The following is a 24,447-nucleotide window of genomic DNA, read 5'->3' on the forward strand; positions in this document are numbered from 1 at the left end:
ACGACAGGTCGGGCGCGATCCGTGCCTGACCGAACGACCTTGCGGCCCATCAACGCGCGTTCAGCGGCGCCTTGTCAGTGGCGATGTACGGGCGGCGGGACTCGAACCCGCACGGGGCATGCCCCTTCAGATTTTAAGTCTGATGTGTCTACCATTCCACCACACCCGCATACCCCCGCTTAGCCAGAGGCGCAGGCCAAGTGCAAGTCACAGCTCCGTCCCATCGGGCGCCGCATGCGTGGGCAGGGTCAGGAAACGACGTTCCGTCAGCCATGGATTGAAGACGAGCGCATCGCGAATGGCGGCCTGCCCTTCGGCCACGCGCCCAAGGGAAATCAGGGTCAGACCTCGCCCGGCGAGGGCCGCGACATGGCGTGGCTGCAACGCGATGGCCCGATCCAGATCCGGCAGCGCCGCCTCGAAATCGCTGCGGATGAAATTCGCGAAGGCCCGCTGGTTGTAGCCTTCGGCATAGTCGGGACAATAGGCCACAAGCGCATCGAACGCGATCAGCGCGCCGCGCAGATCGAACGCCGCACGCCGGGCCATTCCTTCGTCCAGCAGGTCCTGTGCATGGGCATCGGGCGCCGTCGCCCAGAGGGACCAGAGCCGCTGTCCAATCAGGCGGGCCTCCCGTTCGGAGGGGGCGGCCCTGACCTCATCCAGCAGGATGTCCAGCCGGGCCTCGATATCGGGACCCTCGGGACACTGCGCTATCGCGGCGCCGGTGGTCAGGGTGGCCGCAACGAATGCGGCAATGGCACGCGTGGTCCTTGTCATGGACGAAATGGTGGCGCCCGACGCCCGAACGTCAAATCACAACATCAAGGCCGTGCCCAGCCGGTCGCGGCCCCCGCGGATCAGTAGCCCGAGGACGTCGATACCGCATCGCTGACGGACAGGGTCTTGCCGACCGGCGCCATGGCGGGGGTGCGGGCGAATTCCGCGATCAAGGCATCCAGCTGTCCTTCCATCACGGCCGCAAGTGCAACTTCGCGCCCCTCCCATTCGGCCTTGGCAGAGATGACCGAGACGATGCGGGCTTCGCCATTGAAGCTCATGAACACCGGCGCACCGGAGGAGCCGTAGTCGACCGAACAGCTGAGAACGAGGATCTCGTTGTCACGGGCAAGGATGGAACAGGCTTCCTGCCGGGACGGCGCGTCGGCCCGGTCCTTGGCATAACTTACGACCTGAACCGTCTGTCCCGCGTTGACGCGGAACTGCGTGCGGAAGGGGCGGACATGACCAGACCGGACGGGGCGGTCCAACTCCAGCAGGGCGATATCGGCGCCGACCCGGCCAAGCCGGTCATCACGGCCGAAATCGTAATCGGGGTGGATCACGATGCGGCGGATCCCGCGATAGGCTTCGGCTCGGCCAAACCGAAGACCGGCCTGAAATTCGATGTCCTCGGCGGCAACCCGTTCGCCGGTTGTCTTGTCATAGAGGCAATGCGCAGCCGTCATCACGATGTCCGAGGTGACAAGCGCCGCCGTGCAGAACCCGTCGAAGCCGAAGTTCAGGCGTCCGACGGCTTCCCAGCCCCGGCTGTCGTCCGCAGTGCTCAGCGTATGCAGGCGGCTGTCGTCAGCGGCGGCGGGCGACATGGCATGCATGCAGACGGCTGCCACGGCGAAGACCTTGAGAACTGTGCGAAACATCGAAACACCCCTTCTGTTGCTCCCTTGCTAGGGGGCGAAGGCGGCGTGACGGGGACGCGATTGTTGCCAGTTCTGGAAACTTTCGCGGCGCGGGGGCGGGAATTGCGTCCGGTTGCGGGCCAATCCACAAGGATTGCCCCGCTTTCGCCGCGATCAGGCGGTGTTTCCTGCGCCGCCGATCAGCGCAGCATGGGGGGCTGCGCCTTGGCGGGGACGCCCGGCTCGAACGTGGCGATGGCAGGCGGCACGGGCCCGCCGGTCGCCCAATCCAGCAGTTCGACCGTATGGACGATGGGCACAGAGGCTGCGGAGCCGATCTGCATCATGCAACCGATGTTCCCTGCCGAGATGACATCTGGTGCCCGCGCCTCCAGCGTGGCGACCTTGCGACGCTTCAATTCGCCCGAAATCTCGGGTTGCATCAGGTTGTAGGTGCCCGCGCTGCCGCAGCACAGATGCGGATCCTTCGGCTCCAGCACGGTGAACCCGGCGCGTTTGAGCAGGTCCTTGGGCGCGCCCTTGATCTGTTGGCCATGCTGCAACGAACAGGCCGCGTGATAGGCCACCTGCATCGGCCCCGCGCCCAAGTCGTCGGGCACCCGCCCCGTCGGCACACCGCCGACGCCGTCGCGCGCGGGGCGCGGTGGCGTGGTATAGGGATGGTCCTTCGGCATGAGGTCCATCAGCACCTCGGACACGTCCTTGGCCAGCGCGCTGACCTTGGCCGCATCCTCGGCCAGCGGGTCGTTGCGGAACATGTGGCCGTAGTCCTTGACCGTCGTGCCGCAGCCGGAGGTGTTGATGACGATAGCGTCCAGACCGCCGTTCCGCGCCTCCCGCATCCAGGCGTTGATGTTGGCGGCGGCGGAGGCATGGCTTTCGTCGGTCTTGCCCATGTGGTGGGTCAGCGCGCCGCAGCACCCCATCCCTTCGGCCACGACCACCTCGGCGCCCATGCGCGTCAGCAGGCGGATGGTCGCGTCATTGATGTCGGTGTTCAGCGCCTTCTGCGCGCAGCCCGTCATCAGCGCCACGCGCATCTTGCGCGGCCCTTCTGCGGCAAAGGTCTGGGGGTCGTCGTTGCGGCTGACCGGGGGGATGACCTTGGGCGCCATCGCCAGCATCGCCTTGAGCCGCGCATCCGGCATCAGGAAGGCGAAGGGCCGCCCCATCTTGGCACCCAGCAGGGCAAGGCGGAACCGACCGGGATAGGGCAGCACCTTGGACAGGGTCCAGCGCAGCAGCCGGTCCATCATCGGGCGCTTGTAGGTCTTCTCGATATGCTCCCGCGCGTGATCGACGAGGTGCATGTAGTGCACGCCCGATGGACAAGTCGTCATGCAGGCCAGACACGACAGGCAGCGGTCGATGTGCTTGACCGTCTTGGCGTCCGCCGGACGGTCGTTCTCCAGCATGTCCTTGATCAGGTAGATGCGGCCACGGGGGCTGTCCAATTCGTCGCCCAGCACCTGGTATGTGGGACAGGTGGCGGTGCAGAACCCGCAGTGGACGCAGGAGCGAAGGATCTCGTTGCTGCGTGCGGTCGACGGATCTGCCAGTTGCTCGGGGGTGAAGGTGGTCTGCATTACATTTCAATCAAATAAAGGAAAAACCAGGGTGCGATGAGCGCAACAAGTCCGCAAGCAATGGCGGTTCCGATATACTCGTAAACGCTCATATTCTTCGTCTGCCATCTGACGGCCTGTGCTATGCCTACCGCCAGCGCTGAAAAAACTGCAAAGAGCGCACTTCCCTTGCGCATAAAGACACGCGCCGCTTCATAAGGCGCGGCGTCCCCCCCACCGAAGAATATCAACGCCGCCGAGATGAGAATGATGAGAACGGCCGCCAAGGCTGGCGCGCCTCTCGGCATCATTGCGACGATTACTGAAACTATCAGTGAAACGGCTATTAGGGATGGGAGGACGATCAGACCCATCAAGTCACCTCGAACAATCCACGGGGGTCGAACCGGGCGCGGATGCCGTCGGTCAGGGCGGCAAGGGCCGGTGCCTCGGGCTGCTCCGCGCCGGGGCCGGGGCCGCGGACGCGCGTGGCGTGGCCCGCGAAAGCGCCCAACCGGGCGCGCGCGTCGGTCCCCGCGGGCAGGCCTGCCCAGATCAGCCCACCGCCCCAGTCCAGCATGACGCGCGTGGTATCGAGTCGGGCGACCAGATCGGCGGCGTGGCTGGGGCGGCAATGGATGCGCCAGACGTCCTCGTCGGTGCCTGCGAACATGGTGGCATCGCGCACGGCGTCCCAGGCTGCCGTGTCGCTCCCGTCCATTTCGACCTCGACGATGCCGAAGCGGGACAACAGCTTGCGCAATTCGCCCGCGCGATAGGTGACGGAGGCCTCCAACCCCTCGATCCGCAGCAGGGTCACCGGATCGCCGTTCGCCACATGCGCCGCGCCGTTCACCTCGAACGGGGAGCCGAGGGCCGCGGACATGGCCGCCACCGCATCGCTGATGCCCAGACCGCTCAGGCGGATGGTGGCCCGCGCCGCCGTTGCGGGCAGGACGCGCAGGCTGACCTCGCTGAGGACACCCAGCCGTCCGCGCGACCCGGCGAGCAGTTTGACCAGATCGTAACCGGTGACGTTCTTCATCACCCGGCCGCCGTTCTTGACCACGGCTCCGGTGCCATCGACGAAGCGCACGCCGATCAGGCTGTCGCGGCAGGCGCCCACGGTAATGCGGCGCGGGCCCGAGACGTTCATGGCCACGGCGCCGCCGATGGTCGGCACGCCGTCGGTGCCCAACAGGGCGCGGTGGTCCATCGGCTCGAACGGCAGACGCTGGTTCTCCTCCGCCAAAGCCGCCTCCAACTCCGCCATCGTCGTGCCGGCACGGGCCACGATGGTCATCGCGCCCGGCTCGTACAGGGTGATCCCCGTCATGGCGCTCGTGGTCAGCGCCTCACCGGCGCCCGGCACGTGCCGCGTGGCCCCGCCGCGCAGCGACAGGGGGCCGTTCGCCCCCCGCAGGATGTCGGCCAGTTGATCTTCGGTCTCGGGTCTCAGCACCGGGCCATCCTTCTTTGTTCCTGCAAATATCCAGACACGCCGCCCACCTCAGGCGGAGCGGCGGTTTTCGGTCACCGACAGGGGAAACACCTTGGCCGGGTTCAGCAGCCACTTGGGGTCGAAGACATCCTTCAGGCGCATCTGCGCCTCCATGTCGTCGGGCAGGAACTGATGCCCCATCAGGTCGCGCTTTTCGATGCCCACGCCGTGTTCGCCGGTCAGGCAGCCGCCCACGTCGACACAGAGCTTGAGGATCTCGGCGCCCATATCCTCGCAGAGCTCTAGGTCGCCCGGCTTGTTGGCGTCATACATGATCAGCGGATGCATGTTGCCGTCGCCCGCGTGAAAGACGTTGCCGACGTTGAGGCCATATTTCTTCGAAAGCTCGGTGATGCCCGCCAGGACGCGGGGCAGTTCGCTGACCGGGATCGTGCCGTCGAGGCACATGTAGTCGCTGATCCGGCCCGTGGCGCCGAAGGCCGATTTGCGGCCCAGCCAGATCTTGGCCGCCTCGTCGGAGGATTGCGACTGGCGGAACTCGACCGGGTCGTGGCGGCGCGCGATCTGCTCGATCAGGGACAGCTGTTCGTCGATCTCGGCGTCGGAGCCTTCGACCTCCACGATCAGCAGGGCCTCGCAATCGGGATAGCCCGCGTGGGCGTAATCCTCGACGATGCGGATGATGATGCGGTCCATGAACTCGATTGCCACGGGCAACACGCCCGCCTTGATGATGTCGGCCACGCAGGCGCCCGCGACCTCCAGGCTGTCGAAACCGATCAGGACGGGGCGCGCACCCTCGGGCTTGGGCAGGATGCGCAGCGTCGCCTCGGTCACGACGCCCAACTGCCCCTCGGAGCCGCAGATCACGCCCAGCAGGTCGAGGCCCGCAGCGTCCATGTGCGCGCCGCCGATCTCGACCACGGTACCGTCCATCTGGACCAGCGTGACGCCGAGCAGGTTGTTGGTGGTGACGCCGTATTTCAGGCAATGCGCCCCGCCAGAGTTCATCGCGATGTTGCCCGCGATGGCGCAGGCCAGCTGCGACGACGGGTCGGGGGCGTAGAAGAAGCCGTCCGCCTCGACCGCGCCGGTGACCGACAGGTTGGTGCGGCCCGTCTGCACGCGGATGATGCGGTCGTCGTAGTCGGTTTCCAGAACCTCTGTCAGGCGCGCGACCCCTAGGATCACGCAATCGGCGGTCGGCAGGGCGCCACCGGCCAGCGATGTGCCGGAGCCGCGCGGGACGACGGGGACGTTCATGTCATGACAGATGGCCAGGACCTTGCTGACCTCTTCGGTGCTGCGTGGCAGGACCGCGGCCAGCGGCGGACAGCGATAGGCCGTCAGCGCGTCGCATTCATAGGCGCGCGTTTCTTCGATATCGTGAATCACCGCATCCTCGGGCAACACGGTCAGCAGGCGTGCCACCAGTTCGGCCTTGCGGTCGAGCACGAATGGATCGGGCTTCGGCATTTCCATGATCGGCACCTCGGATGTCGGGAACGGGTATCGTTGATATTGGTAAGATAATATAACCAATTTCCCAAATGGCAAGTCTCATCGCCTCTGCTAGGCATCTGGCATGATTTCGCTGCTCCTTTCCTCCTTCGCGTGGCTGGACCTTGTCGCCCTGACCCTGCTGATCCTGTCGTGGCTAGTGTGCGGTTGGCTGATCGAACATCCGCCCAAGGCGCGCACCTCCGTCACGGTGTTGATGCGGGACTACCGGAGGGAATGGATGACCGAGATGGTCACGCGTCAGCCACGCATCTTCGACGCCACGATCCTGAGCAGCCTGCGACAGGGCACGACCTTCATGACCTCGGCGTCGATCATCGCCGTCGGCGGTGTCCTTGCCCTTGCGGGCAACGCCGAACGGTTGGACAGCATCGTGATGGGCGTCGGCGCGGAAGGTCAGCCGGCGGCATTCTGGCAGGCGAAACTGGCTGTTGTCGCCCTGTTGCTGACCTATGCGGTTTTCAAGTTCATCTGGTCGAACCGCCTGTTCGGCTATTGCGCGGTGGTCATGGCCGCGACCCCGAACGACAAGGCGGATCCGCGCGCCCTGCCCCGCGCGGCGCAAGCGGCCGAGATCAATATCCGCGCCGCCCTCAACTTCAATCGCGGCCTGCGCTCGATCTACTTCGCCTTCGCCGCCCTGGCATGGGTGTTGGGGCCATGGGGCCTGTTGATCGGAACGGCATTGACCGCGCGGGCGGTCCTGTCACGGGAATTTGCGTCGACATCCCGCAGCGTGTTGTTGGATGATTGAGGGATGACACGCTTCATCCTCGCCCTGCCCCTCGCCCTGCTCCCCGCCGCCCTGCTGGCCGATGCGCCCGTCGTCGAGAAGGTCGAGGCGCGCCGGGGCACCGATGGGTGGACCTTTGCCGTCACGGTGCGTCACGGTGACACCGGGTGGGACCACTACGCGGACGGCTGGTCCATATTCGACGCGAAGGGTGCGGAGATCGGCCACCGTGCGCTGTTGCATCCGCATGAGACGGAGCAACCCTTCACCAGATCCCTGCGCGGCGTGGCCATTCCGGCGGACCTGTCGACGGTATTCGTGAAGGCGCATGATAGCGTGCATGGGTGGGGTGCCCCGTTCGAGGTCACGTTGACACCCTGATGCGGTGCACGCCTAGCTCGTCGGGTCGAGCCACAGCGTTCCGTTCCGAAATCCGCCCCGGATCAGGTGGCCTTTCTGGCGCACCTCCGGAAAGTCTACGACCCAGTCGCGAAACCGGTCATCCGTGATGATCCGCGCATTCCGGTCGCGCGCCGCGGTCAGGATCACGGGATCAGCCGGAGTGCCTTTCGGCATGACGGCCACGCGGTTCTGAGGCAGACCCAGCGCCTGCGCGAACCACGCGTCATCGCGGTAGCTGTTGCTCAGCAGATAGCCGGCATTGGCATCGAACATCACACCGGCACGCAGACCCCGCGCGGCCACCATGTCGACCACTGCCTGAACACTGCGCAGATCGGGCGTGCCATTGTTCCAGTACATGACGTTGGAACCATCGAGGATGACCTCCTTGCGGCGCAGCGCGCGCAAGGCCCCGAGCAGAAGCAGCAGGGCCGAAGCCAGAACACAGGCGCCCGCGACCAACTGCCAGTCGGCAAAATCCGCGTTGACGAAGGTAAGCGCAAGTCCGGCCACGCTCAGCATGAGCAGGAAGAGGGGCGCTTTCATCGACATGTTCAGGCCGCGTGGGCGCCGTCGGCGAGGGATTTGACGTAAGCCAGAACGTCCGCCACGCTGTCACCGCTGGCGATACGCTCGACGATGGCGGAGCCGACGACACAGCCATCGGCCACGCCCGCGATCTCCTGCGCGGCCTCCGGGGTCTTGATCCCGAAGCCGACGATGACCGGCAGATCCGTCGACTGCTTGATGCGCGCCACCTCGGGCCCGACTTTTCCGGCGCTTGCGGACCCGGTCCCGGTGATACCGGTGATCGAGACGTAATAGACGAACCCCGACGTGTTCTGCAGGACCTTCGGCAGACGTTTGTCATCCGTCGTGGGCGTGGCCAGACGGATGAAGTTCAGACCAGCGGCCTGGGCCGGGATGCAAAGCTCGGAATCCTCCTCCGGCGGAAGATCCACGATGATCAGACCGTCGACCCCGGCTTCCTTCGCCTGCTCCAGAAAACGGTCCACCCCGCGCGAATAGATCGGGTTGTAGTAGCCCATCAGGACGACGGGCGTGGTATCGTCGACCGCGCGCAGGGCACGAACGATATCCAGCGTTCCATCCAGCGTCATGCCCCCATCAAGGGCGCGTTGGCCGGCAAGCTGAATCGTCGCGCCATCGGCCATCGGGTCGGTGAAGGGCAAGCCAAGCTCGATGATGTCGACGCCCGCGCCGGGCAGGCCCAGCACGATCTCGGTCGCCGTGGCCGCATCGGGGTCCCCCGCCATCACGTAGGAGACGAAGGCGCGGCGGCCCTCGGCGTTGAGGCGGGCGAAAGTATCGTCGATGCGGGTCATGGGCCCCTCCGGATGTCTGCGCGTCACGGGAGTGCGCCGGATCGCACGGGAGGTCAATATCAGCACGCCGGTTCCCGGTGCGATCGGCATGCCCGGGGGCGACGGGGGCACAGATGCTGCACGGATATCGCGACAAGGTCATACCGCGGTCCCGGAACACGCAAAATGCGATCTGTTGCGCAGTCTCTCTGGAACCACAGGGGGGGCGATACCATTTCACTGATATGAATTATCTGCTCGCCATCCTGCTGCCCCCGCTGTCGATCTTCCTTGCCGGTCGCCCGATCCTCGGGATCGTGACGTTCCTGATCTGGATTCCCGCCCTGATCTTTTCGGGGGGCCTGACCCATCCGATGTTCATCCTGCTGGCGTGGTTCATCATTTTCGAACGTCGCAACAAGCAACGCTGACGCGCGGGCCATGCCGCGTCGGACCGGCCTTGCCCCGACGGAGCCGCACGGGTATGGCGTCGCGGTCTCAACCGGAGGGCGTCATGGGCTTCAAGATGGGTATTGTGGGTCTGCCGAATGTCGGCAAGTCGACCCTGTTCAATGCGTTGACGCGCACTGCTGCCGCGCAGGCCGCGAATTTCCCGTTCTGCACCATCGATCCGAACGTCGGCGACGTGGCCGTGCCCGATGCCCGTCTGGATCGTCTGGCGGAAATCGCGAAATCCAAGCAGATCATCGCCACGCGCATGACCTTCGTGGATATCGCCGGTCTGGTCAAAGGCGCCTCCAAGGGTGAAGGCCTCGGGAACCAGTTTCTTGCCAACATCCGGGAAACGGATGCGATCGCCCATGTCCTGCGGTGCTTCGACGATGGCGACGTGACCCATGTCGAAGATCGCGTGAACCCGGTCGAGGACGCGGAGATCATCGAGACGGAATTGATGATCGCCGACATGGAAAGCATCGAAAAGCGCCTTCAGGGTCTGTCGCGCAAGGTGCGGGGCGGCGACAAGGAAGCCGTCCAGCAGGAGCGTCTGTTGAAAGCCGCCCTTGAAGTGCTGGAGGCCGGTCAACCCGCGCGGACGGTCGAGGTGGCCGAGGATGACGCGCGGGCCTGGGGTCTGCTGCAACTTCTGACGGCCAAACCGATCCTGTATGTCTGCAACGTCGACGAAGGTTCGGCCGCCGATGGAAACGCCCATTCCGCCGCCGTTGCCGCCATGGCGGCCGCACAGGGCGCCGCGCATGTGGTCATCAGCGCACAGATCGAAGAGGAAATCGCCCAGCTGTCCGATGAGGAAGCTGCGGAGTTTTTGGGCGAGATGGGGCTGGAAGAACCGGGATTGGACCGCCTCATCCGCGCGGGCTACGAGCTTCTGTCGTTGGAGACCTATTTCACCGTGGGGCCGAAAGAAGCGCGCGCATGGACGATTCCCAAGGGTACCAGCGCCCCGAAGGCAGCCGGTGTGATCCACGGCGATTTCGAAAAGGGGTTCATCCGGGCTGAAACGATCGCCTACGATGATTTCGTTACCCTTGGGGGCGAACAGGCGGCCAAGGAGGCGGGCAAGATGCGCGCGGAAGGCAAAGCCTATACCGTCAAGGACGGAGATGTGCTGCACTTCCTGTTCAACACCTGAACGCCGCAAGGCCGCGCCACCCGGCAGGCCGGTGCCGTTCCACCGGCGGAATGTGGCAAAACCGTGGCAGGTGCGCCGCGTTCCCTCTCGAAACTGTGTAGCGGGCCCGGCGAAACCTTGCGCGACTCGGACGCGTTCCTGTTCTAGAACCGACATGACCGCGTCTGACCCCGCGGGTTCGACGTGATGCGAAGGAGCGATGAGATGCAGAGACGCGAAGTGATTTTGGGTGGTGCCGCCGTAAGCTTGATAGGCCTTGCCGCCGTGGAGCCAGCCGGCGCGCAAACCCTGCCCCCGTCGATGATGCCCGTCGAAGTTCGTATCCGGCCCGAGATCGCGCCGAACGAGATCCACGTCATTCCCGACAGCTTCATGTTGTACTGGACGCTGCCCGGTGCGCGCGCGATCCGCTACATGGTCGGCGTCGGGCGTCCGGGTCTGTACGAAGCGGGCGAATTCTTCGTGGGCGCCAAGAAGGAATGGCCCAGCTGGACCCCGACCCCCGACATGATCGAACGTGACCCGGCCGCCTACAAGCAATACGAGGATGGCATGCCCGGTGGTCCGAACAACCCCCTCGGCGCGCGGGCGCTTTACCTGTTCGAACCCGGCCGCGGCGATACCTATCTGCGCATTCACGGAACCAATGCCCCCGGCACCATCGGGTCCGCGGTTTCGAATGGCTGCGCTCGCCTCGTGAATGATCAGGCCGTCGACCTGTACAACCGGGTGCCGATGAAGTCGCGCGTCGTACTGCACGCCAAGCAGGCTTGATCCCGGGCCCCGATCACGGGGCCTTGCAGCAGAAGTCAGGATGGGCCGCCCCTCGAATGGGGCGGCCTTCTTCTTTATACTCCGGAGAACAGAGAGTCGCCTATTGCGGCAGAACGATCTGTATCTTGACCTCTGACGGCGGAGCGGATGCCGCAAGGTCGAACGCCTCGATCGATCGGTCGAAATCGAACGTCCGCGTGATCAGGGGTTTGACGTCTATCGCGCCCGAGGCCAGCATCGCGAGGCAGCGGGGAAATACGTGGGCATACCGGAAGATGTTCTCGACCCGCGCCTCGCGCACCATTGCAGCGCCCGCGTCATAGAGGATCGGCTCCGACTGCCCCCCGATGAGGACGACACAGCCACCGGGGCACAGCGGCTCGAATATGCCCTGCGCGGCACGGGGCGATCCGGTCGCCTCGAACACCACATCCGCACCCCAACCTTCGGTATCGTCGGACACCCGCTTGGCGATGGCCTCGGTCGCGACGTTCACGGGCGTGATCGCGGAATGCAGCGCGCCGGCGATTGCCAGTTTCTGATCGACGATATCCGTCACGTAGACGCGGGCGCAGCCGGCTGCGATCGCGGCCAGAGCGGTGACGAGACCGATGGGGCCAGCCCCCAGAACCACCGCAATATCCCCCGGCCGGATACGCGCCTTGGTCGCGGCGTGCACACCGACCGCCAGCGGTTCTATCATGGCGCCTTCGGCAAAGCTGACGTTGTCGGGCAACTTGAAGGTGAAGGCCGCCGGGTGGGTACAGGTGGGGCGCAGCACGCCATGGACCGGGGGCGTCGCCCAGAACCGGACCGCCGGATCGACATTGTACAACCCCAGACGCGTCGCCTTGGACGTCGGGTCCGGGATCCCCGGTTCCATGCATACCCGGTCACCGACCGACAGATGCGTCACGGCGGATCCGACCTCGATCACCGTACCGGCAGCTTCGTGCCCGAGGATCATCGGGGCATCCACGACGAACGGGCCTATGCGGCCATGGGTATAGTAATGCACGTCAGACCCGCAGATGCCGACGGTATGGATCTTGATGCGCACGTCATCGGGCGCCAGATTCGCCTCCTGCGCGTCCAGGGGAATATCGCGCAGGGACAACGCTCCGACATGTTCGAGAACGAGTGCTTTCATGGGGACACCAAGGTTGGAGGCAGGACTGCCCCACGTTCCCAGATCTAAGCGCCGCCGTCACGGGGCATTCGCACAAGTGGCTGGCAAATGCTCACGGGCGATCGGTGCGTATTGGGCGGCCCCGGGAAACGGCGCGCGCCGGGCACGCACGGGCGTCGTGATGCCTTGCGGGCGTCAGGCGCCGTCAAGGATGCGGCCCACCATTGCAATCAGATCTGCACCCTTGAACGGCTTGGCAATGCGGGGAACGACGGACGGCATACCCGATGCATGCCGCTCGACCTCGGACTCTCCGCTCAGCACGATGAAGGGAATGCCCAGATCGGCAAGGCGTGCGGTCACGGACAGGCTGGTCTGACCCTTTTGAAGGTTCAGATCGACAATCGCCAGACGAGGGGCGCCCGCGTCGATGCAGGCATGGGCGTCGTCCGACGTGCCGCAGACCACGATCTGGCCAAACCCTGCATCTTCCAGCGTCAGCGCGATGTCCATCGCAATGATGGCTTCGTCTTCCAGCACCAGAATTGCGCGGGTCGTTTTCAAGTTCATCCAGCCTGCAAATATCCGCGATACCGGTCAAGGATAGAGGATAGCAGACGTCGCACCTGCCGCCCATGCGGCGTGTCCGACACCTTGGGGTAACAAAAGCCGGCCGCGCCTGCCCGGACTGTTTCGCCCGGATTGCAATCGCGGCTGACTACGACTTGAACCGGCCGGCGCAAACGACGCCCCTGCCCCAATCCTCGACTAATCGACAGTATCGAGGGCCTCGGCCAGATCAGCGAGTCCTGCGCGCAGACCCGTCAGAAAATCGCCGGTGTCCGGCTTCGTCGACATGGGCGGGATGACGGCTTGGGCAAGGCCAAGGGCCTCGACGGATGCGCGGGCCTCGGGCGGGGGCGCTACCTCCCAGATCAGGACCTCTGCGCCCGTCTCTTCGGCAAAGGTCCGAAGGGTCGCCAATTGCGACGCATCGGGCACGTCGCCCGCCGTCCAGTCCAGCGACGTCACCTGCAGACCGTAGGCGCGACCGAGGTATTCGTAGCGGGGATGCGACGTGATCACCGGGATGGCCGCCCCGTCGACAAGCGCATCGCCCATCGCATCCAACTCCCGCAGGTCATCGCTGAGACGCGTCAGATTGTCCGCGACCGGGGCGTTGGGCAAGGCGCGCGTCATCGCACGGGCCAGCACCTCTGCCTGACGGATGGCAAGACCAAGGTCGAGCCATGTGCTGGGCGCGACGCCCTCATGGCTATGGCTGCCTTCCTGACCGTGGCTGTGGGTGATCGTGTCGGTGGCGATCAGATCGCTTTCCAGACCGCGGCCCGTATCCACCGTGCGCGACCGTGGCAGGGCGGCACGTGTCGACCAATCGGTCAGGCCCGATCCGTTCAGCACGATAAGGTCGGCGGCCTGAATCTCCACGATATCGGCAAGGGTCGGTCGCCATGACGCGGGATCGCGGCCTTCGGGAACGACCAGCCGGACCTCTGCTGCGTCGCCGACCAGTGTTTCTGCGAGAAAGGCCATCGGATAGCTGTCCGCCACGATCACGGGCAGATCCTGTGCGGATACGGGCCCGGCGCACAGGCCGATGGCCACGAGGAGCGTGCGCAACCGCATCACGAGCCCCCCGCGATATCGGTCGGGGTCAGGATCCAGTATCCTTCGTGGTCATCATCCGTCGTGACCGTAATGGCCATGCCCCCCGATGCCGCAACCGGGTCCAGGGGAAAGCGCGCCGTCCCGTCGTCCTGCAACGCATGGGTTCCGATCAGGTTGCCGTCCGCATCCTCGACCCGGACTTCGCCGAGCGTGGGGATGCGGCCCGTCGAAAACTTGGCCTCGACGACAACCACGTCCCCTGCATCCGTTGCCTCGACCGAGGCAAAGACGTTCACCCGATGGGCAAGCGCCGGCCCCGATAGGGCCAGCGTCAGAATGGCTGCAAGGCAGGTGCGGATCATCGGGTGATCCACTCCTCGAAACGCACCCAGATCACGGCGCCCAGTTCGACGGCCTTGTCTTCGCCTTCATAATCCATCGTTTCGGGCGCGGTGTTCAGGGCGGCAAACCCCCACCAGCCCGCACTGGGTGCGGCATAGGTAAAGACACCGTTCCCGTCAGCCTTGACGGTCTGGGTGATCATAAGGTCGGACGGCGCGCTGGTCTGCTGACCCTTGTTGTAGAACTCGACCTCGACCTCGGCGAAGGGCACCGGGGCACCGTCGAGGTGCACGATGCCCTGAAAGACGTTGCCCGCCCAAAGGCCGAAAGGCTTGGTCAGGGGCACGATCTCCGTGCGCAGACCCAGTTCCGCATCCCACCCTTCATCGTCGCCATAGGCGGAAACGTAGGTCTTGGTGAAATGCTGGATGAAGGCGTCCTCGGCGGGCTCCCAGTAGGGCACGGGCGTCATGGCGAACACATGGGTGCCGGGACGATCCAGACCATATGTCAGGGTGTAACCCGGCTCGTCCATCACCGTCGCCTCGGACAGATCGCCCAGAAGGTCGGTCGCCTCGCCCTCATGGGTGACGCTGAACGCCTGCGGACGCTCGAGGATCATGCCGTCTTCTTCGAAGGGGTGCGAAAAGGAGATCGTCAGATCGACTGACCGGCCATCTTCCTGTGAAATCATCGGATCGGAGGGGATGATCATTCCGTAGTGCGCCGCAGCAGGTGTTGCAGCGAGCAAGGCAAGGATGGCGAGACGTGTCATGAAAACTCCTTCAGGAACCAAGGGCGATGAGCCGTGATGCAATGGTAGGCGCCTGAGATTGCAAGGCAATGACAAGTGGCAGGGCAAGCAATGCCGCGCCGACAAGAACGAGTGCGACCTCGGCCAATGCCAGCCGCGCGATCGTGCCCCGCCCTGCCCCGAGCGCGAATGCCGTGCGCATCTCCGGCGCGCGCAGGCGCCATGACAGGAACAGCGCAAGCCCCAGCGCAAGCCCGGCCGCGACACCGACCACCACGGTCACCGCGTCGATCAGTGATGCAATGCGCAGCAGACGCGCGACGAGGGCATCGATCACGTCCGCGGGCACGACCGCTTGAACCGGCCCCTCGGCATCGAGATAGCGTCCCCGCAGGATCGTCGCGGATCGTGCGTCATAGGGCGCGACCATGACGGCGGTTACCGGGTATCCCGCCGGGGCGCCGTGGAAATGGAAGCTGTCGATATTGTCTTCGGTGATCCGGGCGAACTGCACCACGCGCGCTGCGGCGGCGGCCATGTCCTCTCCCTCGGCGATGATGTCGTCGTGGCCGTGGCCGATGCCCTGAATGACCCATGCCGTCTTTATGTCGACAAAGATCGCATCATCGTCCGGCGTGCCGGTCGGACCAAGGATGCCCGCGATCGTCATTTCGAGCGGATAGGCTCCATCAAGATCGAACAGATTTTCAGGGTCCGACAGGACCGTGTCGCCTATGGATGCGTCAAGCCGCGCCGCCACTGCGGCCCCCAGGACAGCCTCGCCCAAAAGGGCGAAGGGCCGGCCCTCTACCGGCGCAAGGTCGCGCAGATCGAAGTAGTCCAGCGTCGTCCCCACGATACGATTGCCGTCCGCCGTGAAGGCCGTATGCAGCGGGACCGGAATACCGAGGCCACCGTCCCAGATCGCCTCGGACGTGGCCATCGTGGTCGGTTCCGGCAGATCATCGGTGAAATAGGCCCCCGCCATCACGAGGTCGAGGCGGCTGCCCCGCGTGCCGAGCAGAAGCGGCGTCGCCTCGGCCCGGGCGGTCAGCGACGCCTCACCCTGCGCCAGCAGGGCACGGGTCAGAACAGGCACGGCCATCACGAGGGCCGCCGCCACCACGAGGATAAGCGTGCGAGCCCAGTGAAACCGCAGGTTGGCCAAGGCAAGATAGAGGGCATTCATGCGGGTGTTCTCAGGTCTGCAAAATCGATGACCCGGTCGAACCGTGGCAAGAGTTCATGATCGTGCGTCACGCACAACAGGGCCGCCCCGGTTTCGGCCGCCTGGTCGAACAGGAGGTCGAGGGCCGCGGCCTTGTTCGCCGGATCGAGGTTGCCCGTGGCTTCGTCCGCAAGGATGACCTTGGGCCGCGTCACCAGAGCGCGGGCGATGGCAACACGCTGCCGTTCCCCCTGGCTGAGCTGCGCTGGACGCCGCTGCATTTTTTCACCAAGACCGAACCTCGACAACAGGTCACGGGCGCGGTTCCGGGCCGCCTGGTCGAGACGCAGGCCCGCGCCGATCCGGTAGGGATAGAGGACGTTTCCTTCGGCCGTCAGATAGTCGACCAGGGCGAATTCCTGAAAGACGAACCCGATCGTCGCCGCCCTGACCCGACGCCGCGACCGGTCCGGCAGGATGGAGATGTCCTGCCCGTCCAGCGAAACACTCCCGGCCTCCGGCACCTTGATGCCCGACACGAGGTTCAGAAGCGTCGTCTTGCCCGAACCTGACGGACCGATGACGGCGACCCGTTCCCCCCCGTCGATATCAAGGACGGGCACATCCAGCGAGAACCCGCCGGAATAGGCAAATCGCAGATCCCGCACCGCGATCATTCCTGGGCGCTTTCCGATGCCGCGTCGTCGGCAAATGTCGTCAGGGTGCCCGCCTCGGTCCGATCGACATCCGTCAGCTCGAACTCCACGAGGCGCCACGCCCCGTCGGCAGGCGCAATCGTCAGCTCGGCACCATAGGCGTTGCCCCGCATGTGGGTATGCTCCGCATGCCCCACCTCGCCCAGGACGGCCCAGCGGATATCGGCGGTCATGCGGTTGTCGGCCAGTCGCCATGCCCCTTCCGTCAGGCTCAGCTCATGCACGACCTGATCGGGCAGCCCCCCGGTGGCCAGCGCCCCCGCCCTTTCGAGGTACAGCGATTCCAGCGCGCCGCCCGCCGCGACAGTGGCAAGGCCATCGTAGATTGCAGCCTCGTCCGTCAGGGCGAACGCCTCGTACACTGCTGAAAGGACAGCGACGGTGACGGGAAACCCCTGGCTCTGCAGCCCTGCGGCATCCACCGGCGCCGACAGGCCCGGAGCCGGAAGAACCTGCGGAGCGTCAGGCCTGAGATACCAGATACCCACCACCCCGATGATGCATGCGACGGCCGCCGCGACCGCCAGGACAGGCGTTTTCGGTGACGGATTTGCAGGCACGGAGGAGTCGTCCAGTTTCATATCCCGGACCCTAACGATTCCTTCCGAAGCCACAACGGCCGACTTGTCGCCCCCGGACAATAGCACCAACCAGCCTGATCGCCTTCCTCGCAATGGAACGGCTCCATGGGAAGGAAACAGAGACGCCCCCAATCAGCGCTGTCGATCGGTGAGGGCGCAAAAGGAAGAGCGTGACAAATCAAGCGGCGCACGGGCGAGCGCCATGCTTTTTCCGGAGTTCATCTTGGCAATGAACAAAAATGGTGCCCCCACACGGGCTACCCACAGCACACATCGCCTTGTTTTCAAAGGCTTCTTACACGGTCCTTTCGGGTTTGTGTAGGGATTTGTGTATGCACGTTCAGTTTGAACGAATGGGACCACACAATCGGTGATCACGGTGTTACTCGCCACTCTCCCACGCTAAACTCAATTTAGGTTAGCGTGGCGGAATGTTCATGAAAAAGAAGAAAAGTTCGGCGGTACTTGGCAACCATGTCCGCAAAAGAAGAAAGCTCGTACCCCCTTTTCTTGCGGCAATGGGTGATACTTACAGCCCATTCAGTTGGGCGCGGGACATAAGCCCTGAGGCAATTTGGATTAGCCTACTGGTTCAAAGGTATGGGCTAAAGGGAGGCGCAAGTCTGGTCGCATCGTTATGCAATCTTGCCGAGAGAACTGTACCCGACGACGCGACCCCTTCCTTCTGCCGATTTTCCGCCTTTCTTGAATTGACCATTGATCAAAAGGAAAAAATTGTCGCTCAGCTCAGCTTCTCCGAGGCCAGCAAAATAAAAAGAGCCCTTTATCCACTTCATAGAGTTTGTCCAAGTCATCCGCTGGCGTTCTTGTTCGAGGAAGGTGATCAAGCTCTTTTAGAAAAGGAGGTCCATCCGAATATCAATAGTCAGTTGAAGGCTCTTTATGACCGCTTTAGCAGGGAGTCTGTCCTGAGTGCAGCGGTGGCGACATATACGGCGATCTCTCAAGGGAGGCTTATGATGCCCAGAGAGCTATTGGATAAAACGATTGCCGATTTAGAAGCGATTGACGCTTATCCTAACACTGAGGCGTCTAAGTCTGCGGCAGGGGGCTTTAGGGCAGGCGCACCTGCAAACTTTGGGCAATTTGGGTATGAGGGAGCACCATCGACGCATGATGAATGGCTAAATATATTTTGGAGAGAAATCGGAATGATTGGAAGTTGCGTAAATCGCTACGGGTTCGAGTATGAGGATGTGTCCGATGATCCGTTTGACCAGTTGGTGACTGGCCTTAGGAATAAAGCCAAAAAGGAGTTGTCTGACCGTTTGGATGCTTGGAAGCCGGATTTGGCAGATATTGAACCACACGAAGTTATTGGCGCATTGCTTGCAAGGCAGGTGGTCATAACCTTGGAAATAGCCAATGCTCCCGCCATTTGGACGCCGAATACAGCCCCCACAATTCTGCGTAGTATGGGAGATGTTTTCATTACCCTCGCGTGGATTTCTGGAGATGCCCCCACCCGCTCGAAACAGTTTATTGAGCACGGACTTGGGGCTGTTAAGCTTGAGATTGCACACCGTGAAAAGGCTATCGAAGAAGAGCCGGATAAGCATGACGCCGATGAGTTGGCTGAAATGGTCAAAATGCAAAAGGCTTGGCTTGATGCACAGAGGATGGATCAGTTCATAGAGGTCAATTTGGGTAACTGGGCTGGGTCGAATACTCGAAGGATGGCTGAGGAGGCTGGCTGCTTAGATTTTTACAACTATGTTTATCAGCCATTTAGTAATGCGGTTCATTCGAGTTGGGCGCACGTTGGTCAGTTCAACGCGACATTTTGCAATAACCCAAGCCACCGTCAGCATTGGATAGGAACACTAGCGGAATTTGAGCCCGATCCGCATTGGCTCTATCTGGCGACTAAATACTTAGACAAGACTTTCAGAAAGTTTGATGAGTTTTCAGGTGTCAGCGTCACGTCTGACAGAGCCTTGGACCACATCGTTGATGCTTTGAACTCTCTCTACTCTGATGAAAGAACTGGGGAGTGATCCCGTCAAAGCGGTGGAGTGACAAAAGCGTCTTATGAGCGGACCAGCAAGCTACCCAGTGCTGGCCCTCGCTGATTACTTTGCCGATTTTCCAAGCGGACGGTTTTTGCCGAAAACAGTCCCGTCAAATGGGCTGGGTTCCGATGGCATTCGCTTGCGCCAGTCAAAGAGCATCACAAGACCAAAGATGTTAACCCAAAAGTCGCGGGGTCGGGTGTAGTCGATCCATGCCCAAGGTTCGCGCTTGAGGTTTTTGCGGTAGTAAATGTCAAAGTGCATGGGTCATTCCTTCCTATGCTTTTTCCACAGATTCTTTGCATAAGTGAAATCTTTGCACCTGTGTGCAATGCCCTATGCTTAAAGGGTAAATCACGCAATGAATTCCGCTGCAAGGGGTCGATGCGGGTGTAACATGTTACACTCCTATGGATGTTACACTGTGTCAAAACGCTGAGCTGTCTTTGATCCTACTGTTGCGCTCCACAATGTCGGCCATCTGTGCGTCACTCTCGGTATCCTCTTCGGCGGCTTCCCTTTGCAGTTCTTGTGTGAGGGGCCATAGATGTTCGCTGTCCAGAAGCATCTTTGCAAACTGGGGGTGCTGGGTCGCAAGTCCGTATGCCAAGGCATCAACCTGTTTCAGCCATGTTGGGCCAAACTCCACTTCGAGAGCAGCAAAGAACCTCTTTGCGGTTTTCTCTCGGCGGGCCTTGAAGGCTTCACTCAGGCCGTCTTTCGGGTCTTCCTCGTTTGCTGGCACTTCTTGGCTTCGCGTCCGACACCGCCACCAGCCCAGTTCCATCATCTCTTCGATGGCCATGCCGCCTTGCTTCAAGGTCTTGATAGCATCCACCATTCGATAGACCTGTTGCCGCGATACCGATGTAAGATCGACAAGGGCAGTGGGGCTTGTTTCTGTCCCCGTCACCAGCAATCGCCATGTCCATTCCTGTATCTCGGCACTGGTCATTTGATTGCGGGCTTTGGTGTTGTCGTCTCCGGCTTTCTTCTCGGCCTCTTTAGGGGTTCCTTTGAACACCGCCACGGCAACCCTGTATTGCCCTTGAGGGGTTTTCGTTTCGCGTGCGTGTTCGCGGTAAGCAGTCAGTCGGTGGTGGCCTTCAATCACGATCCACCGTTCCCCTGACCACCAGACAGTCATGAAATCCAGCTCCTTGCCTTGCCGGATGCGTTTAAACAATTCGCCCACCTGTTGCCCAAAGCGGGTCATGCTGACTAAACCATGGCGAACCTGAAACACCTCTGGGACCGCCTCAAGCACGCCTAGTTTTAGTTTGCGGGGCGTCTTGGGCTTGGGGTCTGCGCCGTTCTCGAACTCTTGGTAAAGCCCCGCCATCGCCTCTTCGTAGGTCTTCTTTGGTTCATTCATGGTCTGGCCTTCTAGTAGCGGTTCGGGTGTAGGTCTGGCGTTTCTGGGGGGCTAGAGGGCAACCTTCAAACGTAGCCCCTGAGAGACTCTGTAAGCGCCATTGGACGCCAACTAAAACAGATAGGGGAATACACGCCCCAAATCATTCCCGCCCTTCCAGCGGCCTCTCTTGCGGTCCCTCGGTGCATCACATGCCCCACTTTGTTAGAGCGGCTTCACAATCGGCTTGGCGGTCCCGTATCCGCAGCACTGTCTGTCTGGTCAGGCCTTCACCTCTGGCAATGGCCGACACGTTTCCTTCTGTGGCTAACCTATCCACGACCCGCTGGAAGGTCTTGCGATCATAGCTAGGCTTGCCGCCCCGATACTTGGCACCGTTACTCTTGGCAGCGTCTATGCCAGCCTTCTGGGCTTCTTTGGTGGCCTCTGCTTGTGCTTGTGCCGTTGCGACCATGAAAGCAATCAGCGCGTCCCTTACAGCTTCCTGCATCGGGTCTGTGGTGGCCCCGTCAAATGTCATGTTGTTGATAACTGTCCGCACGACAACACCTTGCCGCATGAACATCCTGATTGTGTCCGTCACGTCTTGATAGTTGAGGCCCAAGCGGTCCACCCACCGCACCACAAGAGTATCCCCACGGCGCAACATGTCGGCCAACCTGCGCCCCTCTGGGCGTTCCGCAAGGGTGGTGCTGATCCCTGATGTTCCTAGGTCTGCAACCACATCATCAATGGTGAACCCTGCGGCCTCTGCCTGTGTTTTCTGGTGGTCTATGTTCTGTTCGGCTGTCGATACGCGGGCATACAGTACGGTCCTGTTTGCGCTTTGGTTCATGATTATTCCTGTGTCCGTCAATGTAATGTCCATCGTCGTGCATGTCCGTGGACTCAGCTCAACCCGCATGAACGCCCTTTCGAGTATCTTTTTGAGTGTCCGTCACGGTATACCTACACGGATACCCACGGCTTTCTGTTCGATCCGACCCGCCTGCTTGTGACTGCTAACGTTCAAATGCCCCCGCTTCTAGCAATTCACTGTTCCGCACCTTTGGCGGATATCTCCTGAGTGGGGCGTATGGGGGAAATCGCTGTCAGCAATATAGCGATATGCTCTCTCAGAAATCTGACCCCAAATAACTCTCAGAAATAAGGTCAATCGCCAACGACTTTTGCGACCTCTCTTCGCAGTTCCAGCATGACTGTATCCAAGTCATTCCAGAGTGCTGCCGTTTGTTCTGCGGACGTGCTATCATCCACGAAACTCTTGAGAAATCGACCAGAGGCCCCATGCAACATAGTGGCAAGTTGAAAGATGTTGTTTTCCATTTGAGGTTTCCCGTTGGTTTGTTGTTTTCTACGCCCTGACGCCCACAAATCACTGACTGAGATACTGTCGTGTCGTTTCTTCGATGTCCCCGTCCCAAGGCTTTGGTCCAGCCGCTTTTCCTTTAAACGCCTTCTGTGCAATCCTGTATGCCTCTTGCACGTTCCAATGAACGACGGGGGCACGAAAATGGTCAGTTGATTTACCCGGCCCACCTATTGCGTAGCCGTAGGGGTTTTGCTCAGGTCCGCTGAGCCAGTAAACGAATGGGTCGCGGCGGTCTTCTGAAATTTGGGAACGTATCGCGGCTGCTTTCCAAAAGTCTTCAATTTTTAGTTGCCCCAAAGTCATCAGTTTTTCTCCCATCATTCCTTCCCACCTATCCACAATCGAAAGGTCAATGATGTTACTTTCGGTCTTGTCCGGTGGTCCGATTGCCAGCCAAGTTTTGAACGTTTTATGCTGGTGATGGACGGCAACTATTTTGTCGGCTTCGTCCAGGACTATCGCCTCGTCATTGGGCTTAACCTCAATGATTGCATTGAAGTCCTTCACAAAAAAGTCGGGGGTATAGATGCGTCCGTCCGGCAGCTCGAAAACCCTTTCCTCATAGGCGAACTTCACCCCTAACCTGTTGAAGAATACCGCCCACCGAGCTTCCGTTTTAGACCTGTATGTTACCCCATCAAACTCTGTGGGGATGGCGGCATCGGCTCTGCTCAATCCTTTAATGTTCATTCTAACCACGGGTCTTTGCCTCATATCCTGAAAGTGCTTTCAACAATCCGTCTCGCTTCTGTTCAAGGGACACAGGCCCACCGTAAGAGGCATCCTGCCCAGCCCCCGGCGCGTGGCCTTCAATGGCCTTCTGGGTGCCGTTAAACACCTCTGCGGCCTGCATACGGTCTTTCATGTTGTGCCGCAGGCTGTAGGGGACATGTTTGGGGTCTTTGGTGAACTTGCGGACCCGTTTTGTAAGTGCCTGTGATAGCCGATCAAGGCCACGGCTTTCGATGAACCGAGTAAAGACGTAGGAGTCTGGATCATTGCGACCTCTGATCATTTCCTTGGCAACCCTCAGGGCGTCACCCACAAGGGGGACGGTACGTTCCGACCAACCAGTCTTTAGGGTACGGTCAACGCGCTCCTGCAAGACGATATGAGGCACTGGATGGTCCAGCTTGACCTCGGATACCTTGAGCATCCTGATCTCGGAGGGTCGCGCACCTGTAAAGTCCAACAGCGTCCAAATCTGCAAGAGGTCCAGCTTCTTTTCAAAGCTGCCGTAGACGCCTTCGATAACTTCTATTGGTCGTGAGCTGCGCTTCTGGCTACGGTTGCCAATCTCTTTGTCCAGTTTGAGGTGACGAAAGGGGTTGTCGCCCCCAGCGTCCAGTTCGCTGATGGCAAGGGATATGACCGCGCTGATGTCGTTTTTCTCGCGCCTGATGGTGCTGGTCTTCACTTTGCCTTCTTTACGAGTGTCCCTCCAACGGCGGGCGTCCGCTCTGGTGATCTGTGATATTTGCTTGTCGGACCCAACTGCTGCAATCAACCGCTTCTCTGCCCTTGCCAGCCGGGCTTCTTGTTCCCTACGCTGTTCGGGCAAGTGCTTGCCCTTCTCTTCGAGGTAGAATTTGAAAGCATCTGTGATGGTCGGTTCAATCGGGCCGTTGGGGACGCCTTGTAGAAGGGCTGTAGCGACCTTCTCGGTCTCCTCTGGCACATTTAGGTAGTCGCCTGTGTCGTGATCTTGATAGCAGCTCACAAGCTGTTCTGCGGCCTCACCTCGCCACGTCCGCTCGTTATCGTCCAGCCCAGCACTGTAAGGGTCTGCACCACGTTCTGTAAGCAACGCTGTGAGTCGGTCGCGCTGTTCCGCTGGAGACAACCCCGTGACGCCACCCTTTGATAGTGCAATCAGGTGTTCAACGTGGCGATGGTAGGGGCCATAGGTCAGCAACGCTTCTACCTCTGTCTTGCCTAGAACCTTAATGAACTCGGACCTGCCGACCCGTTGCCGTAACGCCTTGGGGACGCGTCTGCGGTAGGTCAGGTTGCCGTTTCTTGGGTCTGCGGTGACGTATTTCACTGTGACATTCCACATGTTCGAACCTGCTTTGTGTATGCAGGCGTGTATGCAATAGGTCACATCCCTAACAAATATACCTTGTTGGTCAATACGTTAGGGTGGTTTTTGTGGTGCCCCCACACGGACTCGAACCGCGGACCTACTGATTACAAACCGCGATCCGTTCAATTCGCCAGGCTACCCTGCCCTACTCTAAATTACTGTATTTGCTTCGGAAATATTGACGACCGCTGCGCTTCCCTCCTA

At 61.5% G+C, this 24,447-nt stretch carries 28 protein-coding genes and 1 tRNA gene; 6 read left to right on the forward strand and 23 right to left on the reverse strand.

The features are described 5' to 3' along the window. Window positions 1–86: 86 nt before the first annotated feature. From V6N07_RS15670 to V6N07_RS15700, 7 genes are all read right to left on the reverse strand, one after another. Window positions 87–169 (reverse strand) — tRNA-Leu (locus V6N07_RS15670). Window positions 170–207: 38 nt separating this feature from the next. Further along, window positions 208–780 carry a hypothetical protein gene (locus V6N07_RS15675; protein ID WP_371157477.1) on the reverse strand — a complete coding sequence of 191 codons (573 nt, stop codon included), beginning with the start codon at window positions 778–780 and terminating at the stop codon, window positions 208–210. An 80-nt stretch (window positions 781–860) separates the two neighbouring features. Beyond that, window positions 861–1,664, reverse strand: coding sequence for a serine protease (locus tag V6N07_RS15680; protein ID WP_371157479.1), 804 nt, complete (start codon window positions 1,662–1,664; stop codon window positions 861–863). A 179-nt stretch (window positions 1,665–1,843) separates the two neighbouring features. Beyond that, window positions 1,844–3,250, reverse strand: coding sequence for a glycolate oxidase subunit GlcF (gene glcF, locus V6N07_RS15685; protein WP_371157480.1), 1,407 nt, complete (start codon window positions 3,248–3,250; stop codon window positions 1,844–1,846). Continuing rightward, a complete protein-coding gene (locus V6N07_RS15690; protein WP_371157482.1) occupies window positions 3,250–3,603 on the reverse strand; it encodes a hypothetical protein in 354 nt (117 codons plus the stop codon). Before V6N07_RS15690 ends, glcF begins: the two co-directional genes overlap by 1 nt. Next, a complete protein-coding gene (locus tag V6N07_RS15695) occupies window positions 3,603–4,688 on the reverse strand; it encodes an FAD-binding protein (RefSeq protein WP_371157611.1) in 1,086 nt (361 codons plus the stop codon). Before V6N07_RS15695 ends, V6N07_RS15690 begins: the two co-directional genes overlap by 1 nt. Window positions 4,689–4,739: 51 nt before the next feature. Beyond that, entirely contained in the window at window positions 4,740–6,173 is a 1,434-nt protein-coding gene (locus V6N07_RS15700) for an FAD-linked oxidase C-terminal domain-containing protein (RefSeq protein WP_371157484.1), read from the reverse strand. 103 nt (window positions 6,174–6,276) lie between these two features. Between V6N07_RS15700 and V6N07_RS15705 the strand changes: the two genes are divergently transcribed. After that, window positions 6,277–6,966, forward strand: a complete 690-nt coding sequence (locus V6N07_RS15705) for a DUF599 domain-containing protein (RefSeq protein ID WP_371157486.1) — start codon at window positions 6,277–6,279, stop codon at window positions 6,964–6,966. Window positions 6,967–6,969: 3 nt separating this feature from the next. Continuing rightward, window positions 6,970–7,326, forward strand: coding sequence for a hypothetical protein (locus V6N07_RS15710; RefSeq protein WP_371157488.1), 357 nt, complete (start codon window positions 6,970–6,972; stop codon window positions 7,324–7,326). Between the two features lie 12 nt (window positions 7,327–7,338). Here V6N07_RS15710 and V6N07_RS15715 read toward each other — a convergent pair whose 3' ends face one another. Continuing rightward, a complete protein-coding gene (locus V6N07_RS15715) occupies window positions 7,339–7,893 on the reverse strand; it encodes a hypothetical protein (RefSeq protein WP_371157489.1) in 555 nt (184 codons plus the stop codon). An 8-nt stretch (window positions 7,894–7,901) separates the two neighbouring features. Beyond that, complete coding sequence (gene trpA / locus V6N07_RS15720) at window positions 7,902–8,693, reverse strand: tryptophan synthase subunit alpha (protein ID WP_371157491.1); 792 nt, start codon at window positions 8,691–8,693, stop codon at window positions 7,902–7,904. A 224-nt stretch (window positions 8,694–8,917) separates the two neighbouring features. Between trpA and V6N07_RS15725 the strand changes: the two genes are divergently transcribed. The 3 genes from V6N07_RS15725 to V6N07_RS15735 all read left to right on the forward strand — a co-directional run bounded on the left by V6N07_RS15725 (window position 8,918) and on the right by V6N07_RS15735 (window position 11,058). Beyond that, window positions 8,918–9,103 carry a hypothetical protein gene (locus tag V6N07_RS15725; RefSeq protein WP_371157493.1) on the forward strand — a complete coding sequence of 62 codons (186 nt, stop codon included), beginning with the start codon at window positions 8,918–8,920 and terminating at the stop codon, window positions 9,101–9,103. A gap of 83 nt (window positions 9,104–9,186) precedes the next feature. After that, on the forward strand, window positions 9,187–10,284 hold the full coding sequence (gene ychF / locus V6N07_RS15730; RefSeq protein ID WP_371157494.1) for a redox-regulated ATPase YchF: 1,098 nt from the start codon (window positions 9,187–9,189) through the stop codon (window positions 10,282–10,284). A 204-nt stretch (window positions 10,285–10,488) separates the two neighbouring features. Beyond that, window positions 10,489–11,058 (forward strand): L,D-transpeptidase, encoded by a 570-nt coding sequence (locus V6N07_RS15735; RefSeq protein ID WP_371157496.1) that lies wholly within the window; start codon window positions 10,489–10,491, stop codon window positions 11,056–11,058. Window positions 11,059–11,158: 100 nt separating this feature from the next. On the opposite strand, the gene V6N07_RS15740 is transcribed toward V6N07_RS15735, so the two are convergent. From V6N07_RS15740 to V6N07_RS15775, 8 genes are all read right to left on the reverse strand, one after another. Continuing rightward, complete coding sequence (locus V6N07_RS15740; protein ID WP_371157498.1) at window positions 11,159–12,208, reverse strand: NAD(P)-dependent alcohol dehydrogenase; 1,050 nt, start codon at window positions 12,206–12,208, stop codon at window positions 11,159–11,161. Window positions 12,209–12,382: 174 nt separating this feature from the next. Further along, window positions 12,383–12,757, reverse strand: a complete 375-nt coding sequence (locus V6N07_RS15745; protein ID WP_371157500.1) for a response regulator — start codon at window positions 12,755–12,757, stop codon at window positions 12,383–12,385. A gap of 198 nt (window positions 12,758–12,955) precedes the next feature. Next, a complete protein-coding gene (locus V6N07_RS15750) occupies window positions 12,956–13,834 on the reverse strand; it encodes a metal ABC transporter substrate-binding protein (protein WP_371157502.1) in 879 nt (292 codons plus the stop codon). Beyond that, window positions 13,834–14,178: a hypothetical protein gene (locus V6N07_RS15755; protein WP_371157504.1), complete on the reverse strand. Its 345-nt coding sequence runs from the start codon at window positions 14,176–14,178 to the stop codon at window positions 13,834–13,836. The genes V6N07_RS15750 and V6N07_RS15755 overlap by 1 nt, the downstream gene beginning before the upstream one ends. Then, on the reverse strand, window positions 14,175–14,933 hold the full coding sequence (locus V6N07_RS15760; protein ID WP_371157506.1) for a DUF4198 domain-containing protein: 759 nt from the start codon (window positions 14,931–14,933) through the stop codon (window positions 14,175–14,177). The genes V6N07_RS15755 and V6N07_RS15760 overlap by 4 nt, the downstream gene beginning before the upstream one ends. Before the next feature lie 10 nt (window positions 14,934–14,943). Further along, a complete protein-coding gene (locus V6N07_RS15765) occupies window positions 14,944–16,101 on the reverse strand; it encodes an ABC transporter permease (protein ID WP_371157508.1) in 1,158 nt (385 codons plus the stop codon). Then, window positions 16,098–16,757 carry an ABC transporter ATP-binding protein gene (locus tag V6N07_RS15770; protein WP_371157510.1) on the reverse strand — a complete coding sequence of 220 codons (660 nt, stop codon included), beginning with the start codon at window positions 16,755–16,757 and terminating at the stop codon, window positions 16,098–16,100. The genes V6N07_RS15765 and V6N07_RS15770 overlap by 4 nt, the downstream gene beginning before the upstream one ends. Next, complete coding sequence (locus V6N07_RS15775; protein WP_371157512.1) at window positions 16,754–17,377, reverse strand: hypothetical protein; 624 nt, start codon at window positions 17,375–17,377, stop codon at window positions 16,754–16,756. The genes V6N07_RS15770 and V6N07_RS15775 overlap by 4 nt, the downstream gene beginning before the upstream one ends. A gap of 437 nt (window positions 17,378–17,814) precedes the next feature. On the opposite strand from V6N07_RS15775, the gene V6N07_RS15780 reads away from it, so the two are divergent. Then, a complete protein-coding gene (locus tag V6N07_RS15780) occupies window positions 17,815–19,395 on the forward strand; it encodes a DUF5677 domain-containing protein (protein WP_371157514.1) in 1,581 nt (526 codons plus the stop codon). Window positions 19,396–19,470: 75 nt separating this feature from the next. Here V6N07_RS15780 and V6N07_RS15785 read toward each other — a convergent pair whose 3' ends face one another. The 6 genes from V6N07_RS15785 to V6N07_RS15810 all read right to left on the reverse strand — a co-directional run bounded on the left by V6N07_RS15785 (window position 19,471) and on the right by V6N07_RS15810 (window position 24,201). Continuing rightward, a complete protein-coding gene (locus tag V6N07_RS15785; protein ID WP_371157516.1) occupies window positions 19,471–19,674 on the reverse strand; it encodes a hypothetical protein in 204 nt (67 codons plus the stop codon). Between the two features lie 163 nt (window positions 19,675–19,837). After that, window positions 19,838–20,785: a hypothetical protein gene (locus V6N07_RS15790; protein ID WP_371157518.1), complete on the reverse strand. Its 948-nt coding sequence runs from the start codon at window positions 20,783–20,785 to the stop codon at window positions 19,838–19,840. Between the two features lie 187 nt (window positions 20,786–20,972). Further along, window positions 20,973–21,653 carry a recombinase family protein gene (locus V6N07_RS15795; protein WP_371157520.1) on the reverse strand — a complete coding sequence of 227 codons (681 nt, stop codon included), beginning with the start codon at window positions 21,651–21,653 and terminating at the stop codon, window positions 20,973–20,975. A 284-nt stretch (window positions 21,654–21,937) separates the two neighbouring features. Continuing rightward, entirely contained in the window at window positions 21,938–22,111 is a 174-nt protein-coding gene (locus V6N07_RS15800; RefSeq protein ID WP_371157522.1) for a hypothetical protein, read from the reverse strand. A gap of 49 nt (window positions 22,112–22,160) precedes the next feature. After that, on the reverse strand, window positions 22,161–22,847 hold the full coding sequence (locus V6N07_RS15805; protein ID WP_371157524.1) for a hypothetical protein: 687 nt from the start codon (window positions 22,845–22,847) through the stop codon (window positions 22,161–22,163). Between the two features lies 1 nt (window position 22,848). Next, window positions 22,849–24,201 (reverse strand): tyrosine-type recombinase/integrase, encoded by a 1,353-nt coding sequence (locus V6N07_RS15810; RefSeq protein ID WP_371157526.1) that lies wholly within the window; start codon window positions 24,199–24,201, stop codon window positions 22,849–22,851. Window positions 24,202–24,447 lie beyond the last annotated feature (246 nt).

Source organism: Jannaschia sp. 2305UL9-9 (assembly GCF_041403465.1).
GTDB lineage: Bacteria > Pseudomonadota > Alphaproteobacteria > Rhodobacterales > Rhodobacteraceae > Jannaschia.